A 19,674-nucleotide genomic window follows, 5' to 3' on the forward strand; every position below is an offset into this window, starting at 1 on the left:
CGTACCGCTCGCCAGTGCGCTGCAGAGCGCGGCAACGGGCAAAAGGTTTTTGGGTGCCATGGTTCTCCTATTTATTCCGCGTACTCCGGTCGTGCTTGGCTATTGGTTGCGTTTGATGTGCAGGCCAAGGCACGTCAGTCCTGCTCCCACCGTGGCGACGCCTACCGCAATGAGTTGCCGGGTGTCGCTCGTCTGGACGAGCGGCTCGTGACGGCTGCCGCGATTAAGGCCCGAAAGATCGACGGTCACTTCTGTGGCCGCCTGCGCTTGCTCTTGTTGAGCAAAGGCATTGCGGGTGCGGACGCCAAGATGCCGACGATGGCGGCCAGTGCAATCGCCTTAGGACGTGGCGTGCGCACCGGGCTCGACCGTCCAGGTGATGCTTGCCACTTGATCTCCCGTACCGGTGGCGTGGTAGATGTCACGCGTGACGCGGGCGACGTGGCCACTCACATTGAGCCTAATTTTGTCCGTTCCGTCGGCAATGTCCTTGTACTTCATGTCGAAGCTTGCGTCTTTGGAAAGATCGAGGCCCGTAGTCTGAGTCGCCGAGCTGGCATCCTTTTCTGCCTTATCGGGGCCAACCTTAAAATCGATGGAGTTCTGGGCCGAGCCCGTCTTTGCGTCTGCAACGATTGTCCAGTCGTTCTTGGCCGTGACCTTCATGTTGGTGACGTGGATGCCGTATGCCGAGAGGTTGTCGATGGTAATCGTCTTGTCGGAGGGTCCTACAAGCGTTCCGTCGGCTTTGGCGGCAAAAGGGATGACCGTTGGCGCCTTAAACGAAACATTGCTAATGTCGGCCTTCACCGTCACATCGGTGGTTCCAACGCGCACCTCTGCCATGGCCGCCGTTGGCGCGGCGCCCATCGCAAGTGCGAGCGTAAGCCCTGCGCCCACGGCGAGTGCCCTGGCTCCGCTCAGGTTCATGGGTGTGTTCATAATCGATCCTTTCTGCTCGTCACGGACTGTTTCCGTGATGGTTGGACGAATGGGGACAGGGTGCTGCCCCTGCGAGCGCGTCGGCCACTAGCCTTCTGCCTGTGCCACCCGCACTTTGACACGCGTCGGATTGCCGTGGGTGTCGTAGGTCTTGGCATCGAGTGCCTGAATCTCGATATATGCCTCGCCTTCTTGGATATCGCCGGCGGGGCAGGTCTCAACCGTCTTGCCGGCTTCGACCACACCGGACTCATAGATGGTCTCGTCGTTTTGAATCACGCGGAAGCGCTGGGGAAACTTGTTGTCTTGGACGTTCTGCACGTTGACGCGCAACTTGCCGCCTTCCTGCAACTGTGCGACCGGCGCGACCGAGATCGTCATCATGTTGTCGCGGACGATGGCGTCGAGCTCATCCTGGATTTCTTGGCGCGATTTACCTTCTGCCGTCGTGACTGAGGCGCCCGCTTCGGGCACGGGCTGCGACTGCCAGGCGTATAGCCCTACGGCGATGAGGGCGCAGACGACAGCCAGGCAGACAACGACGAGTTTCTTGCGACGCCCCAGTCCTGCAAGGCGGGGCGGCTTCTTCGCACTCATGCGGCGTCCTTGGTGGTGTAGACACGTGCGAACGTGGACGGGTCCGCTCCAAAGAGCATGTGAAGCATCAGGCGGCGCGAGTAGATGAGCTCGTCGAAGTCGTGAGGGAGCTCGATGTTGTGGATACGCGCGATGTGGTGGGCGAGCGCCGAGAACGACTCGGGGTCGCAGATCACATCGGTGGTGACGTGGTAGACCTCCGTACCTGGAAATGCATCTTCGTCGAAAGGCAAGAGATAGGGGTCGTCATCGACTTCGATGGCGAAACCGTATTGGGGCCAGTAATATGCCATGGAAACCTCCCTGCTCTGGGGCCAAAACTCCTATTGGTTTGGCTGTCGATGCCGACCGTATCAGCCGCAACTTGCCCAATAACTAACCAATTGCTTGACGAGCCGATATCTCCGCAGGTAAAAGCATGTGAAAAAAATCTCAACTATTTTTGACCGATAAATGCACATGTTGTGGCTGCGCGGCAACGTGTGGCAAAAGCGTCGCTTGTCTCGAAAATTCCACCGTTCGCCGAATTGCGCGAACGTTAAAAACGTCAATTATGGAGACGGTCTCGAACATGTCGGTGAAACGATGCGGTAACATTTCCCTGCAAACACTGTAGTTAGCTAAAGGGGGAGTTCGCGTGTCTGCAACCATCAAACCCTTCACCGACGAGTTCGAAGAGTATGGTCGCGATGAGTCTCGCACATCGGGCGAGGCCTCGAGCATCTCGTTTCCGACAACGGAGGACGAGGTCCGCGCCATTATGGAAAAGCTCCATGCCGAGCGTGTCCCGGTGACGGTTCAGGGCGCCCGGACCGGTCTTGCCGCCGGCGCCGTGCCTCATGGCGGTCACATTCTCAATACTTCCCGCATGAATCGCTACCTAGGCATTCGCCGCGATGAGCAGGGCCGCTTTCTTTTGCGCGTGGCGCCCGGCGTCGTGCTGTCTGAGCTGCGCAAGCAACTGGGCAAGAAAGTGCTGCCGACTGCCGGCTGGGACCAGGCATCGCTTGAGGCCTACGAGGAGTTCCAGGAAGCTCCCGAGCAATTCTTTCCTACCGATCCCACCGAGGCATCTGCCTGCCTGGGCGGTATGGCGGCATGCAACGCTTCCGGCGCCCGTAGCTACGCTTACGGCCCCATGCGCCCTCACGTCACGGGCCTTCATGTCGTGCTGACCGATGGCGACCTGCTCGAGCTTCACCGTGGCGAGGTTTTTGCACAGGGTCGTCGCCTCTCGCTCGTCACGGTGAAGGGCCGCACGCTCGAGCTCGACCTTCCCGACTACACCATGCCCAAGACCAAAAATGCTTCGGGCTATTTCGTTGCTGACGATATGGATGCCATCGATCTGTTTATCGGTGCGTGTGGAACACTCGGCGTCATCACCGAGCTCGAGATTGCCCTGCAGGCGGCGCCTGCGGTCGTTTGGGGCGTGAGCTGCTTCTTTGACAGCGAAGACAAGGCCGTGTCCTTCACCGATTCTGTACGTCCCGTCCTGTCCCATGCGGCTGCCATCGAATATTTCGATGCGGGCGCCCTGGATATCCTGCGTCGTCAGCGCGAGCAGTCGACTGCGTTCGCCTCGCTGCCGGCGCTCGACAAAGACGCCAAGGTCTGTGTCTACGTGGAGCTCGACTGCGACGACGAAGCCCAGGCGACTGAGGAGCTGTATCACTTGGGGTGGGTACTGGAGCTTGCGGGCGGCAGCGACGATGCGACATGGGTCGCGCGTACCGAGGTCGATCGCGAGTGTCAGCGATTCTTCCGCCATGCGGTGCCCGAGAGCGTCAACATGCTCATCGACGAGCGTCGCCGTACGGACCCCACCATTACCAAGCTGGGGTCGGATATGTCGGTGCCCAACGCGCACTTGGCCGATGTCATCGCCCTTTATCGCCGCACGTTGGCCGAAAGTGGGCTTGAATCTGCCGCCTGGGGGCACATCGGTAACAACCATCTGCATGTGAACATTCTGCCGCGCGATGCGCAGGATTACTGCCGCGGCGAAGAGCTCTTTGCCCAGTGGGCTTCCGAGGTCACGGCCATGGGCGGCGCCGTCTCCGCCGAACACGGCGTCGGCAAGATCAAGGCGGGCTTCTTGGAGACGATGTACGGTCACGAGGCCATGATCGAGTCGGCGCGGCTCAAGCTCCAGCTCGATCCTGCCGGACAGCTGGGCCGCGGTAACCTGTTTTCGGAGAAGCTCTTGGATGAGCTCGTCCAGAAAGGGGGCGCGTGAAGATGAGCGATTTCCATATGGTGGTGTGCGTCAAGGCGGTGCCGGGCAGCACCGAGGTCAAGATGGACCCCAAGACCAATACCATCGTGCGCGATGGCAAGCAGGCGGTCATTAATCCCTTTGATGCGAGCGCTTTGGAATGCGCGCTGGCGCTGAAGGACGACTTTATCGGCTTTGGCATGGACGTGCGCGTAACGGTGGTGTCGATGGGCATCCCCGCGACTGAATCGCTATTGCGCGACTGCATCGCCCGAGGCGCCGATGACGCACTGCTGCTAACCGATCGCGCCTTTGCAGGTGCCGATACCCTGGCAACCACCTATGCCCTCAAGTGCGGCATCGAGGCGCTCGACGAGGACTTCGACCTGCTCATCTGCGGCAAGATGGCGGTGGACGGCGATACGGCCCAGATTGGTCCCGAGCTTGCCGGTGCCTTCGAGATTCCCTGTGTGACCGACGTGAGCTGCGTGCAGAGTGCGGGCTTTACGACCTGTGGTTCAGTGGCGCTTGTTCACGGCTGCGATGCCGGCGAGGAGACGGTCTATCTTGAGATGCCGTGCGCGATGACGACTGCCAAGGAGATTGGCCAACTGCGCATGCCGAGTATCGCCGGTATTCGTGCGGCCGAGGAGGCGGACGTGCGCGTGGTCAACGCTGCCGACGTGAACGCCGACCCCGCGCGCTGCGGTCTTGCCGGCTCGCCGACACAGGTCGTACGATCGTTTGTGCCCGACCGCGACCAAACGTGCGAGACCGTTGACGGAACGGCGTCCGAGCAGGCGGCGAAACTTGCCAAGATTATCGAGGGGATGGCATAGATGAGCGGACTGATTATCGATAGCGAAGCCTGTATCGGCTGTGGTCGCTGCGTTCGCGCCTGTGCCTCGGGCGGCATCGTAGTGGAAGGCGAGCGGTCCAACCGTTGCGCCCGCGTAACCGACGGCTGCATCCTATGTGGCGGGTGCGTCGACGCTTGCCCCGTCAATGCCATTTCGATCGAGCGCGAGGAGGCCGCCGGCGCGGTTGACCTCGATGCATATCGAGACATTTGGGTATTCGCGCAGACCGACGAGCACGATACGGTGGCTCCCGTTGCCTTCGAGCTCATGGGCAAGGGCCGTGAGCTTGCGGATACACGCGGCTGTCGCCTGGTGGCGCTGGTCGGCATGGGCCCCGAGGGTTCTCTCGGTGACCTGGAGCATCTGGTTTGCGCCGGTGCAGACGAGGTCCTGATCTGTCGCGACGAGCGTCTGCGCCAGAACGATGTGGAGGTCTACGCCCGCCTCATCTGCGATTTGGTGGCAGAGCGCAAGCCCGAGGCCATTCTGTACGGAGCGACCGCCTTTGGCCGCGAACTGGCACCCGGCGTTGCCGTGCGTTTGCAGACGGGCCTTACGGCTGACTGCACCGTGCTTTCGATGGATACGGAGACGGGGCTGCTGCAACAGACGCGTCCGGCGTTTGGCGGCAACCTGATGGCCACCATCGTCTGCCCCAATCATCGTCCCCAGATGGCAACGGTGCGCCCCGGCATCTTTAAGGCGCCCGACTTTGACTACGGCCGCTCCGGCACGATCACCCAGATAGCACTTGCGGATGATGCTAAGGCTCGTGTCGAGATCTCGATTCCCGCCGAGGAGTGGGGACAGCAGGCTTCAATCGCCGATGCCGAGCGCCTGGTCGTGGTAGGTCGCGGCATTGGTTCCAAGAAAAACCTGCCGCTGATGCGAAGGCTCGCCGAGGCTCTGGGAGCCGAGCTTGGCTGCACGCGACCCGTCGTGGAGGCCGGCTGGTTGGAGTATCGCCATCAGATTGGCCAGACGGGCGTATCGGTTTCGCCCAAGATTCTTGTGAGTATCGGTGTTTCGGGCGCCATCCAGCATCTTGCCGGCATCGGTGGGGCGGAATGCATTATCGCCATCAACGAGGACCCGGATGCCCCCATCTTTGGTGCTGCCCAGTACAAGGTTGTCGGTGATGCCGTCGAGGTCGTCGAGGAGCTGCTAGTCCAGCTTGAGCGCTAGGCGCGCGCCAGCCAGTCGCGCATCTCTTCCCTAAGACGGCTCCAGGTTGCCTGTGTGGCGGGGTCGGTAAAGGGCTGCGTAATACCAAAGGGCGCGTCGAGCAGGCGGTAGATATCGCCCTGCTCGCGCGCCAGCGCGCGGCTCGCCGGATAGACGAGCTCAAACATAAAGCAGATGAGTCCTACCAGGTAGTCCGCGGGCTCGTCGCGTTCATCACGTGCGACGCAGCGGTGCTCGTCAAAGGCGGCCAACGTCGGCGCCGAGAAGTGGCTGGCGAGAAATGCGTCCTCATCCACCTTGAGGATGGTGTCGACGGTGCTGTCGGCGATGGTGCGCATAATGTCGATTTTGTCGCCATCGCGCACGATATCGCAGAAGCACCGTGTACGCTCGTCGAGTTGTGCCGGCAGGCGAAAGTCACTGTGATAGGCGATGCTCGCGCGGATGAGCTCGTCTTCTGCCGGGCTGTCGATAAAGTCGCGGATACTTGTTGCCGCGGGCGCGTCTGCAGGGTTTTTGCCAAAGAGGACCTCGAGGCCCAACTTCGCATGGCTCATGCTCTCGGCATCCTTAAACGTGTCCCAGCGTCGCAGCTGCTCAAAGCGGCCCATATCGTGCAACAGCCCACAAAGCCACGCCAGGTCAATGTCCTGCGGTGACCAGCCCTGCTCGCGTGCCACGGCATCACATGCCTCGGCAACGTGGTACGTATGCTCGATTTTGAGCGCGATACGCGGATTGGCGGCATCGTAGGCATCGGTGTAGGTCCTGAAGGCCGCGATTGCCCCCGTTCGATCGATAGCTGTCATAATGACTTCCTAAAAAGCTGTGTCTTTCTGTGTCTTTCGATCCGGTGGCAATTGTAGGTGAACTCGGTTGCCGCCGGGCGATGATTCTGCCATGTCGTCGAATGCGGCTCGGAAAGCTTGTCGGGACGAGGAACGCTATGGTGCTCAAAATCGTTAAAACCGTCTGGCCGGTGATGCTTACCTATGTTGCGATAGGTGCGCCGTTGTCGATGTTCCCACCGCTATTGCGGGTTTTGTCTGCACATCGCTCTTTATTTGCCTGTTCTTTTCGCAGCGGCTGTCGGCGTCGTTGCGGTGGCAATCAAGACAAAGTCGATGTTGTGGTGCTGCGTCTCGGGTATCGGGCTCTATATCGTTTTGAGCCTCGTATAGGAGTGGGGTTCTTTTACCGTCCGGGCCCAACGAATCGAATATCTCACCGAGCCGATCTGCTTCTTCTGGTACCATGGTCAAACTTTACTGTAGCAAAGCATGACGTGGGCTTTTGTCCTGCGTCGGCGGAAATGGGGGTTTCATGGCACAGGAAGCGATCGCCAACGAGCAAAAGAAATTCAAAGTACCGCGCATTCCGGGTGACATCATGATCTACCCGATGATCGTCGGCCTTTTGCTCAATACCTTCTGCCCGCAGGTCTTCGAGATCGGCGGCTTCTTTACCGCCGCCTGCCGCGGCGGTTCCAATACCATCGTCGCCGCGATCCTGTTGTTTGTGGGCGCCGGCATCAGCTTTAAGTCCACGCCGGGTGCCATCAAGACCGGCATCGTCGTACTGATTCCTAAGCTTGTGGTGGCAGCCGTGCTGGGCTTGAGCGTTGCGTATTTCTTTAACGACAACTTTTTGGGCCTGAGCTCGGTTTCCATCATCGGCGGCATTACGTTTTGCAACATGGCGCTCTACACGGGCATCATGGGCGAGTTTGGCGACGAGTCCGAGCAGGGCGCCGTGGGCATCCTGTTCTTCACGGCGGGCCCTGCGGTTACCATGATCATTCTTGGTGTCTCTGGTCTTGCCAACATTCCCGTTGGCACCATCATCGGTTCCATTCTGCCGCTCGTGATTGGCATGGTTTTGGGCAACCTCTTCCCGTTCATCAAGAACCTGCTGGTTCCCGGCACCAATCCTGCGATCGCCGTCATCGGATTTCAGCTCGGTGCGTCTATGAGCCTGTCGAGCTTTATCACCGGCGGCATTTCCGGCATCTTGCTGGGCCTTGTCACGTTGTTTGTCGTCGGTCCCATCACCTTTGCGTTCGAGCGCCTGTGCGGCGGTAACGGCAAAGCCGCCGTGGCTTGTTCCACCATCGCCGGCACGGCTATGACCACGCCGGTTGCTCTTGCCGAAGTCGCGCCGCGCTATGCCGAGCTTGCGCCCGCCGCATACGCTCAGATCGCCACCGCCGTCATCATCACGGCAATCATGGCTCCGATTCTGACCGGTTGGGTCGATAAGAAGTTCTACCAGGGCAAGGAAGACCTGTCGCCCGCCGGTGTCGAGGCCATCGAGGAAGCCGTCGCGGCCGACATCGATGGCGAGTAGCCATCGGCGCCCATCAATGATGCTGGCGTGCAACTCGCGCCGTGAGAGCGCCCGGGCGCTCTGGTATTATTCCCTCATTCCCCTCTGGATTGGGGGAGTTATGGTGATGCGTGCGGCTCGGAGAAGCGCTGTCGGTTTGATGACGGGGAGATGGGCCTGGTGGTTAAGGCGCTCAAGATTGAGATATTCCTGCTAAGCATGATTGTTCTTATCGGGCTTGCCGTGCGGAGTCGTCGCTCCTTGTTCTCGAGCACCCAGCAGCTATTGTTTAGCACGCTTGGCTACACCTCTGCCGCGTACATATTATTCGATATGATCTGGGTGCTATTGGATGGTGTGGACGGCACGTTGGGCATTGCTGTCAACTGGATTTCCAACGTGGTTTCGTTTTCGCTCTTTGCCATCGTGTGTCTCATTTGGTTTATTATTCCGAGACGGTGCAGGGTTCTCGCCTTTTGGCCTCGCGCTATAGGGTGGTGCTTGTAGCGTCGCCTACGGTTCTGGTGGTCGTGCTGGCGTTTACCAGTTACTGGACGCACGCCCTGTTCTATATCGATTCGCAGGGCGTGTATAGTCGCGGCTCTGCTTATATGATCCAGCCCATTGTCAGCTACTGCTACGTTATACATACGTCCCTACATGCGTTTGTGCAATCTCGCAGGGTCGAGAGCCTGCAGACGAAGACCATCTTTCGAACCTTGGCATTTTTCGCCATTCCGGCCCTGGTGGGCGGTACCTTTCAGGTCGTATACTCGGTGCCCGGCCTTTGTGTCGGCATAATGATTAGCATATTGTTGCTCTACATTGTCTTCCAGGAGCAGCTCATCTCGACCGACCCGTTGACTGGCCTCAACAATCGCAACCGTTTTGAGACCTATATACTGTCGCTCTTCTCAAATGTGGATCAGGCCGAAGACGTGTATCTGCTTATGATGGACGCCGACGGCTTTAAGCAGATTAACGATCGCTATGGACATGTGGAGGGCGAGCATGCTCTTCAGGTCATATCCGCTGCACTCAAAGAAGTCTGCTCGGCGTCTGGTAGCTTTATCGCGCGTTATGGCGGCGATGAGTTCGTGGTGCTTCAAAAGGCGATGGCGGAGCAGGATATCTTGCATCTGTGCGCGGCAATCAACGACGAGCTCGCGCGCGCCGAGGTTCCGTATCTGTTGCGGATGTCCATCGGCTACGCACGGGTTGGTGATGGCGTCGATACCTGGCAAGACTTGCTCCGTGCTGCCGACGCGGAGCTCTACCGCGTAAAGCGCGAGAAGAAGAAAGCCGGCGTCCAGATACGCTAGAAAAAAGGGGCGCACGACCGTTGCGATGGTCGTGTGCCCCTTCTGCGCTTTCGGGGACTAGTATCGGCTGTCGAAGATGCGCCTCGTCTTTTTCTCGGAGCGCGGCAGCTCACCAGGCGCGGCGTGGCATCGCCATGGTTTTCGATGGGGTTAAACGCGTCTGCGGCCTTGCCGCTGGAGTAGGCGTCTGCAATCTGCGGCAGGCGCTCGTTAACCTCGCCATGGGCGGCAAACGAACGGCGCGGGAAGATAACCCATTTGGGATCCTTCTCAAAGGTGCCAGCGGGATGTGCGACGGTATGCTCGGGTACCTCCAAATAGGTTGAGGCGTGACATACGCGGGTGGTGGGGCGCACGATAACGGGCGTATGGTAGCGCTCCGAGATTTCAAATGCCTCTTGCATCATCGCGTAACCCTGCTCCAGATTTTGCGGATCGAGCACGGGGATCTTCGCAAATGCGGCAAAGCGGCGCGTATCCTGCTCGGTTTGAGAGGAGATGGGGCCGGGATCATCGGCAACAAACAGCACCAGACCGCCCTTGATGCCCACGTAGTTGAGGCTCATGAGCGGGTCGGAGGCAACGTTTAGTCCAACTTGTTTGAAGGTAAAAAGGCAGCGCGCTCCTGCATACGATGCACCTGCCAGCACCTCGAGCGCGGCTTTTTCGTTGGTCGACCACTCGAAGTGGACACCCTCGGCACTACCTTGGGCCTTGAGTTTGGCAACTGTCTCGACAAGTTCCGTCGACGGCGTGCCCGGGTAGCCGGCGACCACGCGAACGCCCGCCGCAAGCGCGGCATACGCAAAGGCCTGGTTTCCCATAACCAGTTTCTTATGCATCTGTATCCCCTCGATGTCGCCGGCGCGTTACGGCAAGACGGCGTCTGCCGCCGCGACTCGGTACGAAATCAACGAGATACAGTGTACTCTATTAAGCTAAAGTGAGAGCTGCCCTTTTCAAAACGGGGTGGTTTGTTAGGCCTTTTTAGGTTTGTTGACAATGATGATGCCACTACAGACCAAGAGCAGGGCCACAATTACGGTAACAGGGCTCGTGCCAGCGCCCTCTCCGAGCAACAACGCGCTCAACAGCACGCCAAAGACCGGGTTCATAAAGCCAAAGACCGAAACGCGGCTAACGGGGTTGACGGCGAGTAGGCGGGACCACAGCGAGTACGCGACGGCGGAAATGAGCGCCATATAAATGATGAGCGCGATGGCGGGGGCGATTTCGGTGGGGAATAGCGCGCCGCCCATCAAAAACCCGATGGCGGTAAGGACCAAACCGCCGACCAAAAACTGCCAGCCGGCGAGCAAGACGCCGTCATGCTCGCGCGAGAAGATGCCAATGAGGCAGGTCGACAGGGCGCCCGCAATAGTGGAAGCCAAGATAAATCCCTCGCCGTCGAGTGTAAAGCCAAAGGTGCCGTCCGCACCCGAAAGGTTGACGAATGCGACGCCGGCAAAGCCCAGTACGCAGCCGAGCACCTTGGTCGCATCGAGCTTTTCGGTGCGAAACGCCAGAGCGGCAAAGAGGATGGCGAGAAAGTTGGCGCTGGCCTCGATGATGGAACTCGACATGGCGCTGGCGCGCGAGAGTCCCAGGTAGAAAAAGAAGTACTGCCCGATAGTCTGGAAGAGCGACAGGATGCAGATGGGCTTAATGTCGCGAGCCTGTGGAACGAGTGGGCAGCGCTGGGCCGCGCTCATCCCAACGATAACCAGGGCGCCGGCAAGCGTGAAGCGCAAGCCCGCAAAGAGCAGCTGCGAGGCGCTATCGTGCGCGGGGATGCCAAAGAGCTCATAGCCGATCTTGATGCAGGGGAAAGCCGACCCCCAGAGTGCGCAGCAGACGAGGCAGCCCAGGATGAGTCCGGGCAGGGTGGCGAGATACGGCTTGCGGCTTTCCATGATGTCCTTCCTGTATGCGCGAAGTAAAAAAGAACCCGCCACCGGGTGTGCCGGTGGCGGGTGTTGTTACCCGAGGGGATTGTACCCGATGGGAACGTATTTAAGCGAAGTAGGCTACGCCGCTCTCAAAGATCGGCATGAACTTATCGCCGGGGACATGCTCGGGCACGTTGCGGTACAGGTTGTCGCCGCGACGCTCGGCATGGCCCATCTTGCCCAGGACGCGGCCGTCGGGGCTCGTGATGCCCTCGATGGCGAGCGCGGAGCCGTTGGGGTTGACGGAGAGATCCATGCTGGGCTTGCCATCCTCGCCCACGTACTGCGTGGCGACCTGGCCGTTGGCGATCAGCTGGGCGAGCGCTTCATCGTTGGCGACAAAGCGGCCCTCGCCGTGGCTGATGGCGACGGTGTAGGGGTCGTCCAGACTGCACTGCGACAGCCACGGGGACAGGTTGGACGAGATGCGGGTGCGCACCAGACGGCTCTGATGGCGACCGATGGTGTTGAACGTCAGCGTGGGCGCATCGGGCGTGGCGTCGACGATGTCGCCGTAGGGCACCAGGCCGAGCTTGATCAGGGCCTGGAAGCCGTTGCAGATGCCCAGCATCAGGCCGTCGCGGGCCTTGAGCAGGTCGCGGACTGCCTCGGTGACCTCGGGAGCGCGGAAGAACGCCGTGATGAACTTGGCGGAGCCGTCGGGCTCGTCGCCGCCCGAGAAGCCGCCGGGAATCATGACGATCTGGCTTGCACGGATGCGGCGGGCGAGCTCGTGGGTGCTCTCGGCGACGGCCTCGGGCGTGAGGTTGTTGATCACGAAGGTGTCGGCCTCGGCGCCGGCGGCGCGGAAGGCGCGGGCGCTATCGTACTCGCAGTTGTTGCCGGGGAACACAGGGATGATCACGCGCGGGCGGGCGATCTTGGCGCCGCCGTACACGTGGATATCCTTAGCGCGGAAGTCGATGGCCTCGACCTCGGGGGTCTCGCCGGCGCTGCGGTAGGCGAAGACGCCCTCGATACCGCTCTCCCAGGCCTTCTGGAGCTCGGCGAGCTCGATGACTTCGGAGCCGGTGTCGATGACATAGCCCTCGACGGTGGTACCCAGGGGCTCGACGACAACGCCGTCGGCGACCTCGGGCAGCTCGGCGTCCTCGGCGAGCTCGACGATAAAGCTGCCGTAGAGCGGGGTGAAGAGGCTCTCCACGTCCACATCTTCGGCAAGCTCGATACCGATCTGGTTGCCGACGCACATCTTAAAGAGGCTCTCGGCGCCGCAGCCGTAGCCGGGCGTGGAGACGGCCAGGGCGTCGCCGGTAGCGGTGAGCGCCTCGACGGCGTCAAACGCGGCGAGCAGCTGCTGGGCATCGGGGCGGTAGTCCTCGCCATAGGTGGCGGGGGCGATGCGAACGACGCGGTGCGTGAGGCCCTTAAACTCGGGGGAGACGGCGCGGGCGGCACGGCCCACGGCGACAGCGAAGCTGATCAGGGTCGGCGGAACGTTGAGCTCGCCGGCCTCGTCCTCAAACGAGCCGCTCATGGAATCCTTGCCGCCGATGGCGCCGGCACCCAGGTCGACCTGGGCCATAAGGGCGCCCAGGACGGCTGCCATGGGCTTGCCCCAACGTTCGGGCTCGGTGCGCAGGCGCTCAAAGTACTCCTGGAAGGAGAGGTAGGCGCGCTTGTGCTCAAAGCCGGCGGCAACGAGCTTGGCGATGGACTCGACCACGGACAGGTAGGCGCCTGCAAACTGGTCGGCCTCCATCAGGTAGGGGTTGAAGCCCCATGCCATAGCGCTCGCCGTGGTGGTCTCGCCGTCCACGGGGAACTTGGCGACCATGGCAGAGCTCGGGGTGAGCTGCGTCTTGCCGCCAAAGGGCATGAGCACGGTAGCGGCACCGATGGTGGAGTCGAAGCGCTCGGAAAGGCCCTTGTTGGAGGCGACGTTGAGATTGGTGACAAGCGAGGTCATGCGCTCGGCAAGCGTGGTGCCGGCCCAGCTGGGTTGCCACACGCTACGGGCACACACGTGGGCGACCTGGTGCTTGGGTGCGCCGTTGGAGTTGAGGAACTCGCGGGACAGATCGACGATGGCGACGCCGTTCCAGGCCATACGCATGCGCGGCTCGGCGGTAACCTCGGCGATGACGGTCGCCTCCAGGTTCTCCTCGGCGGCATAACCCATGAACTCCTCGACGTCACCGTCGGCGACGGCGCAGGCCATGCGCTCCTGGGACTCGGAGATAGCGAGCTCGGTTCCGTCCAGGCCGTCGTACTTCTTGGTCACGGTGTCCAGGTCGACATACAGGCCGTCGGCAAGCTCGCCCACGGCGACCGAGACGCCGCCGGCGCCAAAGTCGTTGCAGCGCTTGATCAGGCGGCAGGCGTCGCCGCGGCGGAACAGACGCTGCAGCTTGCGCTCGACCGGGGCGTTGCCCTTCTGGACCTCGGCACCCGAGGTTTCGATGGAATCGGTGTTCTGGGTCTTGGAGGAGCCGGTGGCGCCGCCGATGCCGTCACGGCCGGTGCGGCCGCCCAGCAGGATGATCTTGTCGGTGGGGGCGGGGCACTCGCGACGCACGTGGTTTGCCGGGGTGGCGCCCACGACGGCGCCGACCTCCATGCGCTTGGCCACGTAGCCGGGGTGATAGAGTTCGTTGACCTGACCGGTGGCAAGGCCGATCTGGTTGCCGTAGCTGGAGTAGCCGGCGGCAGCGGTAGTCACGAGCTTGCGCTGCGGCAGCTTGCCCTCGAGCGTCTCGGAGACCGGGACGGTGGGGTCGCCGGCGCCGGTGACGCGCATGGCCTGGTACACATAGCTGCGGCCAGAGAGCGGGTCGCGGATGGCGCCGCCCACGCAGGTGGCGGCACCGCCGAAGGGCTCGATCTCGGTCGGGTGGTTGTGGGTCTCGTTCTTAAACAGGAACAGCCAGTCCTGGTCCTCGCCGTCGACATCGACCTTCACCTTGACGGTGCAGGCGTTGATCTCCTCGGACTCGTCGACATCGGTCATGACGCCGGTCTTCTTAAGGTACTTGGCACCGATGGTGCCCATGTCCATGAGGCAGACGGGCTTGGCGTCGCGACCGAGCTCGTGGCGCATCTCCATATAGCGGTCGAAGGCCTGCTGTACCACGGCGTCATCGATTGTCACATCGTCCAGGACGGTACCGAAGGTGGTGTGGCGGCAGTGGTCGGACCAATAGGTGTCGATCACGCGGATCTCGGTGATGGTGGGGTCGCGGTCCTCATCGCGGAAGTACTGCTGGCAGAAGGCGATGTCCGCCTCGTCCATGGCAAGGCCGCGCTCGGAGATAAAGGCGGCAAGGCCGGCCTCGTCGAGTTCGCGGAAGCCGTCGAGCACCTCGACGGGCTGGGGCTCGGGGGTCTCCATGTGCAGCGTCTCGGGTAGGTCGAGCGAGGCGATACGGGCCTCGACGGGATTCACCACGTAGTGCTTGATGGCCTCGATGGCGGCTTCGTCCAGAGCGCCCGAGATCATATAGACCTTGGCGGAGCGCACGGCGGGGCGCTCGCCCTGGCTGATGAGCTGCACGCACTCGCTGGCGGAGTCGGCGCGCTGGTCAAACTGGCCAGGCAGGAATTCGACGGCAAAGACGGCGCCATCGCTTGCGGGGAGTTCGTCGTAGGTCACATCGACCTGGGGCTCGCTAAAGACGGCCGGCACGCAGGAGCGGAAAAGCTCCTCGTCGATGCCCTCGACGTCGTAGCGGTTGATGATCCTCAGGGCCTCGATGCCCTTGATGCCGAGAATTTCGGTCAGCTCGCCCTTGAGCTGCTGAGCCTCGACGTCGAACCCGGGTTTCTTCTCCACGTAAATACGAGAGACCATTGGTTCCTGCCTTCCTGATCGGTTGGGCGTACGGTGCGGTATGCGGCAGCGGTCGGTTTGCGGGACAAGCCTCGCGGTCGCCTTGAGCCACATGTTTGTAAACGTCACTATGATACGACAGCTCATGGCGTATTGAGGACGGCGAGGGTGCTACAGTGAAGCGCAAACAAGAGAAAGGCATCTCATGGCATTCGTTTCGCTCGCCATCATCGCGCTTGTGGCCTTCGCAAGCCCCTTTATCGCATCGGCGATTCCCGGAAAGCCCGTTCCCGAGACGGTTTTTTTGCTCGTGTTCGGCGCGGTGCTGGGACCTCACATGCTCGGCGTCATCCATGTAGATGCCGAGGTCTCGCTTGTGTCCGAGCTCGGTCTGGCCTTTTTGTTCCTGCTTGCCGGCTTTGAGATCGACCCCAAGAACATCACGGGCGTCGAGGGACGCTACGGCATGGCGACGTGGGTCGTCACGTTTGGCATTGCCTGGCTTGCCGTGCGCTTTACCCCGTGGTTCTCGGTCAGCCATTTCGACGGTATCGCCGTGACGCTGGCGCTCACTTCGACGGCGCTCGGCACGCTCGTGCCCATCATGCGTGAGCGCTCGCTGACCGGCACGCGCGTGGGCGACTCCATCCTTGCCTATGGCACGTGGGGAGAGCTCGGTCCCGTGCTTGCCATGTCGGTGCTGCTCTCCGCTCGTACTGGTATCCAGACGCTCGTGATCCTTGGCTTGTTTGCACTGGTCTGTGTGCTGTTGGCCGTGGTTCCGAGCCGCTCCAAGCGCGTCGGCAGCCGCTTCTTTGCGTTTGTCGAGGAACGGGCCGACACGACGTCGCAGACATTCGTGCGCCTGACGGTGCTCATCCTGGTCACACTCGTGGCATTTTCCGCCATCTTTGACCTCGACATCGTGTTGGGCTCTTTTGCCGCCGGCTTTGTCCTGCGCTATATCATCCCCGAGGGCAACCATACGCTCGAGACCAAGCTCGATGGCCTGGCCTATGGCTTTTTGATTCCGGTGTTCTTTACCGTGTCGGGCGCAAAGATTGACCTGACGGCCGTGGCGTCGCGCCCGGGTCTGCTCGTGGGCTTTATCGCGGCGTTGCTGATCATTCGCGCCGTACCGATCCTTGTCTCTATGAGCATTTGTCCCGCGACACGTGACGTTTCGGCGTATGGCCGCATTACCGTGGCCCTGTACTGCACCACGGCCCTGCCGATCATCGTTGCCGTGACGAGTGTGGCCGTCAACGCAGGCGCTCTGTCGCAAGACGTCGCCTCGGTTATGGTAGCCGCCGGTGCCATCACGGTGTTCTTGATGCCGCTGCTCGCGCAGCTCTTCTATCGCGTGGTCGATGCCGCGCCGGCCACTGCCGTGGCAGAGGTCGCCGAGCACCCTGCCGACGCACTCGATATCCTGCGCGCTCACCACGACCTAGCGAGCCTGCTCGCGCGCGAGCATGAGCTTTTGACCTCGCATGGCCATGGGCGTTCGCTCGACGGCATACCTACCCTTGATTCCATTGCTGACCGCCTCTCGACCGAGGCGGCAAGCGGCCACATCGATGCCCGTATCGTGGACGCCGCTCATTTGCTGGCTGAGAAGACCTATGGCGACGAGATCGACCCGTCCGAGCTGACTCCGCGTGAGCGCCGCCGCCTGGAGCGCGCCAAGCTCGCCGTGCGCGAATACCGCCGCCGCATGCTGGAGCTCTACGCGCGCGATGAAGCCCAGGACGACGACGGCAAATAACGAGATGCTTCCCTAGGGGAAGCCGCGTCCCGCTTTAAAGACCCGAAACGGGACGCAGTTTCCGCATCGGCCCCCATCGGGAAGTCACATCCCAGAATGGACGTCCGGAGTGGGATGCGGTTTCCGCTTTGGACTCCTGCCGGAAAGCGCGTCCCAGTCTGAAGGTTCAAAATGGGATGCGCTTTCCGAATCAAAGGCCTTGAGGAAAGCGCGTCCCAGAATTGGCGTTCAAAACGGGGCGCATTTTCCGAAACATGGCCCTGAAGGAAGCTGTGTCCCGTTCTGAGCTGAAATACCGGGACGCAGTTTCCCTTACAAACAGAAGAAGGCGCGCTGCCTGCGGTTGATGCAGGCAGCGCGCCTTTTGCGTTGGGCCTCGTTGAGGTTCGAAGTCGTGGCTTGCGACCTTTAGGAGCGGGCGGCTCCGTCGACGGGGAGCACGGCGCCCGTGACGTAGGAGGACATGTCGCTCGCCAGGAAAACAAAGGCGTTGGCGACATCCTCGGGCTCGCCCATGCGACCCAGCGGAATGGTGGCGATGATGGGCTTGATGACCTCTTCGGGCAGGTTGGCGACCATATCGGTCTTGGTTACGCCGGGTGCGACGGCATTGACGCGAATGCCCATGGGGGCGAGCTCGCGCGAGAGCGACTGGACCATGCCGTTGACGGCAAACTTGGACGTGGGGTAACCGACGCCGGAGGGCTGACCGTACTTGGCGACCATCGAGCTCGTGGTGGTGATGGTGCCGCCGTGGCCGGCCTCGGTCATAATCTTGGCGGCCGCCTGGTGACCGTTAAAGACGGCGACGACGTTGAGGTCCATGACTTTGGCGAACTCCTCGGCCGTGTAGTCCAAAAGCGGCGAGCGCTGGGAGATGCCGGCGTTGTTGACGACCGTGTCCAAGCCGCCCATGTCGGTTGCAGCCTGGGTAAAAGCCTCGGTCACGGCCTCGAGTGAGGTGAGGTCGCAGGAGCGGCTCCAGACCTTGGCGTCGGGATAGGCGGCCGCCAGCTTCTCAACGGCCGCGTCGGCAGTCTCCTGGCGCGAGCCAAAGACGGTGACGGCGGCACCCTCTTCGATAAAACGGCAGGCGATGGCATAGCCGATACCGCGCGTGCCTCCGGTGACGATTGCTTTCTTGCCCTCGAGCAACATAGTGCTTCCTCTCATCGCGGGCGGACATTCTCAGCACAGCGTAGCGGTAGCCGGAATCGACCGCGTTTGCATATCGGTGAACGGTAGCGCGCGTTACCGATGGGCGGCTCGCGCAAATGTGCTCTGCCGTTGTGCTTAGGGCAGGAGGCAAAAGGGCTCCCGTCCCACATCGGACGGGAGCCCTCAAAGCGCGCATTGCTAGGCGAGCGTTGGGTTAGTTGGCCATGACGCCTTCGGTCCAGGCCTCGACGTTCTCGATGCGCAGGACGTTGGCGACCTCGGCCACGCAGTCGACGCTGGCAAGCTCGGCCGCGGCAGCCTGGACGTCCTTCTCGAGCGCGCGGTGCGTCAGGAAGATGACCGAGCAGGCATCGCTGACGCCCGACTTGCCGTCCTCGACCTGGTTGATGAGCGAGATCGAGATGTTGTGCTTGGCAAAGATATCGACCGTCTCGGACAGGGCACCCACGCGGTCGGCGACCTTCAGGCGCACATAGTACTTGGTCTGGAGCTCGTCCATGGGCTTAAAGGCGAGGTTGTGGCCATAGGGCTCAATCTCGGGCAGCGGAGCCACGCCGCGGCTGATCTGCTCGGAGAGCGACAGGATATCGCCCACGACGGCGCTCGCGGTGGGGAAGGAGCCTGCGCCGGCACCGTAGAACATGGTCTCGCCCACGGCGTCGCCTACCACGTAGACGGCGTTCATGGCGCCGTTGACCTTGGCGAGCATGTGGTCGGCGGGGATCAGCGTGGGATGCACGCGGACGTCGACGCCGGCCTCGGTGTTGCGGGCGATGCCGAGCAGCTTAATGGTGTAGCCGAGCTCGCGGGCCTGGGCGATGTCCTCGGCGCCGATGGTGCGGATACCCTGCTGGTACACATCATCGGTGGTAACGCGGGTGCCAAAGCCGATGGAGGCGAGGATGGCCGTCTTGCTGGCGGCGTCGAAGCCGTCGACGTCGGCGGACGGGTCGGCCTCGGCGTAGCCCTTGGCCTGCGCGTCGGCGAGCACGTCGGCGTAATCGGCGCCCTCGGCGTCCATGCGCGACAGGATGTAGTTGGTGGTGCCGTTGAGGATGCCGGCGATGGTCAGGATCTTGTTGCCCACCAGGTCGTGCTCGAGCGTGCTCACGATGGGGATGCCGCCGCCGCAGCTGGCCTCGCACTTAATCTGCACGCCGCACGCGCGCGCCTTCTCGGCAAGCGTCTCGACGTGACGGCCCAGCAGGGCCTTGTTGGCAGAGACGACGTGCTTGCCGTGCTCAAAGGCGGTGGTGAAGATCTCGGTCGCGGGATGCTCGCCGCCGATCAGCTCGACGACGATATCGACGGCTGGGTCGGTAACGACGTCATGCCAGTCACTCGTAAAGGCCTCGCGCTCAATACCGGCTGCCTCGGCCTGCTCCCAGGCAAGCGCGCAGGCGCGGGTCAGCTTAAGGTCGATGCCGTAGGCGGCCAGGTACTCATCGTGGTGGCTCTTGATCAGACGGGCCACGCCGCCGCCGACGGTTCCCAGACCGATCAGACCGACGTTCACGGTGCGCAGGGGTTCGCTCATAG

Annotated in this window: 15 protein-coding genes; 6 read left to right on the forward strand and 9 right to left on the reverse strand. The window is 61.7% G+C overall.

Annotation, left to right across the window (positions count from 1 at the left end):
- Positions 1-339: 339 nt before the first annotated feature.
- From ACTQX9_RS07465 to ACTQX9_RS07475, 3 genes are all read right to left on the reverse strand, one after another.
- The gene (locus ACTQX9_RS07465) at positions 340-942 is read right to left on the reverse strand and encodes a hypothetical protein (protein ID WP_427796119.1); all 603 of its coding nucleotides are present in this window, start codon (positions 940-942) and stop codon (positions 340-342) included.
- Between the two features lie 87 nt (positions 943-1,029).
- Entirely contained in the window at positions 1,030-1,539 is a 510-nt protein-coding gene (locus ACTQX9_RS07470) for a hypothetical protein (RefSeq protein ID WP_427719604.1), read from the reverse strand.
- Positions 1,536-1,832 (reverse strand): hypothetical protein, encoded by a 297-nt coding sequence (locus ACTQX9_RS07475; protein WP_154517147.1) that lies wholly within the window; start codon positions 1,830-1,832, stop codon positions 1,536-1,538. Before ACTQX9_RS07475 ends, ACTQX9_RS07470 begins: the two co-directional genes overlap by 4 nt.
- 344 nt (positions 1,833-2,176) lie before the next feature.
- Between ACTQX9_RS07475 and ACTQX9_RS07480 the strand changes: the two genes are divergently transcribed.
- The 3 genes from ACTQX9_RS07480 to ACTQX9_RS07490 are packed head-to-tail and all read left to right on the forward strand — an operon-like array spanning position 2,177 to position 5,802.
- On the forward strand, positions 2,177-3,778 hold the full coding sequence (locus ACTQX9_RS07480) for an FAD-binding oxidoreductase (protein ID WP_441540938.1): 1,602 nt from the start codon (positions 2,177-2,179) through the stop codon (positions 3,776-3,778).
- A 2-nt stretch (positions 3,779-3,780) separates the two neighbouring features.
- Complete coding sequence (locus ACTQX9_RS07485) at positions 3,781-4,596, forward strand: electron transfer flavoprotein subunit beta/FixA family protein (protein WP_441032803.1); 816 nt, start codon at positions 3,781-3,783, stop codon at positions 4,594-4,596.
- On the forward strand, positions 4,597-5,802 hold the full coding sequence (locus ACTQX9_RS07490; RefSeq protein ID WP_441540940.1) for an FAD-binding protein: 1,206 nt from the start codon (positions 4,597-4,599) through the stop codon (positions 5,800-5,802).
- Here the strand turns inward: ACTQX9_RS07490 and ACTQX9_RS07495 are convergent.
- On the reverse strand, positions 5,799-6,611 hold the full coding sequence (locus ACTQX9_RS07495) for an HD domain-containing protein (protein WP_441540942.1): 813 nt from the start codon (positions 6,609-6,611) through the stop codon (positions 5,799-5,801). The genes ACTQX9_RS07490 and ACTQX9_RS07495 overlap by 4 nt on opposite strands.
- Before the next feature lie 514 nt (positions 6,612-7,125).
- Here ACTQX9_RS07495 and ACTQX9_RS07500 point away from each other — a divergent pair.
- Positions 7,126-8,148 carry a 2-keto-3-deoxygluconate permease gene (locus tag ACTQX9_RS07500; RefSeq protein ID WP_427719609.1) on the forward strand — a complete coding sequence of 341 codons (1,023 nt, stop codon included), beginning with the start codon at positions 7,126-7,128 and terminating at the stop codon, positions 8,146-8,148.
- Between the two features lie 473 nt (positions 8,149-8,621).
- Positions 8,622-9,449, forward strand: a complete 828-nt coding sequence (locus ACTQX9_RS07505; RefSeq protein ID WP_441540944.1) for a GGDEF domain-containing protein — start codon at positions 8,622-8,624, stop codon at positions 9,447-9,449.
- Here ACTQX9_RS07505 and ACTQX9_RS07510 read toward each other — a convergent pair.
- The 3 genes from ACTQX9_RS07510 to ACTQX9_RS07520 form a co-directional block, all read right to left on the reverse strand.
- Positions 9,446-10,291, reverse strand: a complete 846-nt coding sequence (locus tag ACTQX9_RS07510; RefSeq protein WP_441540946.1) for a hypothetical protein — start codon at positions 10,289-10,291, stop codon at positions 9,446-9,448. The genes ACTQX9_RS07505 and ACTQX9_RS07510 overlap by 4 nt on opposite strands.
- A gap of 135 nt (positions 10,292-10,426) precedes the next feature.
- The gene (locus ACTQX9_RS07515) at positions 10,427-11,362 is read right to left on the reverse strand and encodes a DMT family transporter (protein ID WP_427728283.1); all 936 of its coding nucleotides are present in this window, start codon (positions 11,360-11,362) and stop codon (positions 10,427-10,429) included.
- 100 nt (positions 11,363-11,462) lie between these two features.
- Positions 11,463-15,209: a phosphoribosylformylglycinamidine synthase gene (locus ACTQX9_RS07520; RefSeq protein ID WP_441540948.1), complete on the reverse strand. Its 3,747-nt coding sequence runs from the start codon at positions 15,207-15,209 to the stop codon at positions 11,463-11,465.
- Positions 15,210-15,393: 184 nt separating this feature from the next.
- Here ACTQX9_RS07520 and ACTQX9_RS07525 point away from each other — a divergent pair, with 184 nt between their 5' ends.
- Complete coding sequence (locus ACTQX9_RS07525) at positions 15,394-16,956, forward strand: cation:proton antiporter (RefSeq protein WP_441032784.1); 1,563 nt, start codon at positions 15,394-15,396, stop codon at positions 16,954-16,956.
- Positions 16,957-17,364: 408 nt separating this feature from the next.
- Here the strand turns inward: ACTQX9_RS07525 and ACTQX9_RS07530 are convergent, their stop codons facing one another.
- The gene (locus ACTQX9_RS07530) at positions 17,365-18,114 is read right to left on the reverse strand and encodes an SDR family NAD(P)-dependent oxidoreductase (protein ID WP_441540951.1); all 750 of its coding nucleotides are present in this window, start codon (positions 18,112-18,114) and stop codon (positions 17,365-17,367) included.
- Between the two features lie 214 nt (positions 18,115-18,328).
- Complete coding sequence (locus ACTQX9_RS07535; RefSeq protein WP_154517179.1) at positions 18,329-19,672, reverse strand: homoserine dehydrogenase; 1,344 nt, start codon at positions 19,670-19,672, stop codon at positions 18,329-18,331.
- Positions 19,673-19,674 lie beyond the last annotated feature (2 nt).

The sequence above is a fragment of the Collinsella sp. LCP19S3_F2 genome (assembly GCF_052121015.1).
GTDB lineage: Bacteria > Actinomycetota > Coriobacteriia > Coriobacteriales > Coriobacteriaceae > Collinsella.

Coding starts and splice junctions, on each gene's coding strand:
- ACTQX9_RS07490 (WP_441540940.1), top strand. CDS start 4,597: ATGAGCGGACTGATTATCGATAGCGAAGCCTGTATCGGCTGTGGTCGC.
- ACTQX9_RS07465 (WP_427796119.1), bottom strand. CDS start 942: ATGAACACACCCATGAACCTGAGCGGAGCCAGGGCACTCGCCGTGGGC.
- ACTQX9_RS07475 (WP_154517147.1), bottom strand. CDS start 1,832: ATGGCATATTACTGGCCCCAATACGGTTTCGCCATCGAAGTCGATGAC.
- ACTQX9_RS07495 (WP_441540942.1), bottom strand. CDS start 6,611: ATGACAGCTATCGATCGAACGGGGGCAATCGCGGCCTTCAGGACCTAC.
- ACTQX9_RS07525 (WP_441032784.1), top strand. CDS start 15,394: ATGGCATTCGTTTCGCTCGCCATCATCGCGCTTGTGGCCTTCGCAAGC.
- ACTQX9_RS07520 (WP_441540948.1), bottom strand. CDS start 15,209: ATGGTCTCTCGTATTTACGTGGAGAAGAAACCCGGGTTCGACGTCGAG.
- ACTQX9_RS07530 (WP_441540951.1), bottom strand. CDS start 18,114: ATGTTGCTCGAGGGCAAGAAAGCAATCGTCACCGGAGGCACGCGCGGT.
- ACTQX9_RS07470 (WP_427719604.1), bottom strand. CDS start 1,539: ATGAGTGCGAAGAAGCCGCCCCGCCTTGCAGGACTGGGGCGTCGCAAG.
- ACTQX9_RS07510 (WP_441540946.1), bottom strand. CDS start 10,291: ATGCATAAGAAACTGGTTATGGGAAACCAGGCCTTTGCGTATGCCGCG.
- ACTQX9_RS07500 (WP_427719609.1), top strand. CDS start 7,126: ATGGCACAGGAAGCGATCGCCAACGAGCAAAAGAAATTCAAAGTACCG.
- ACTQX9_RS07485 (WP_441032803.1), top strand. CDS start 3,781: ATGAGCGATTTCCATATGGTGGTGTGCGTCAAGGCGGTGCCGGGCAGC.
- ACTQX9_RS07535 (WP_154517179.1), bottom strand. CDS start 19,672: ATGAGCGAACCCCTGCGCACCGTGAACGTCGGTCTGATCGGTCTGGGA.
- ACTQX9_RS07515 (WP_427728283.1), bottom strand. CDS start 11,362: ATGGAAAGCCGCAAGCCGTATCTCGCCACCCTGCCCGGACTCATCCTG.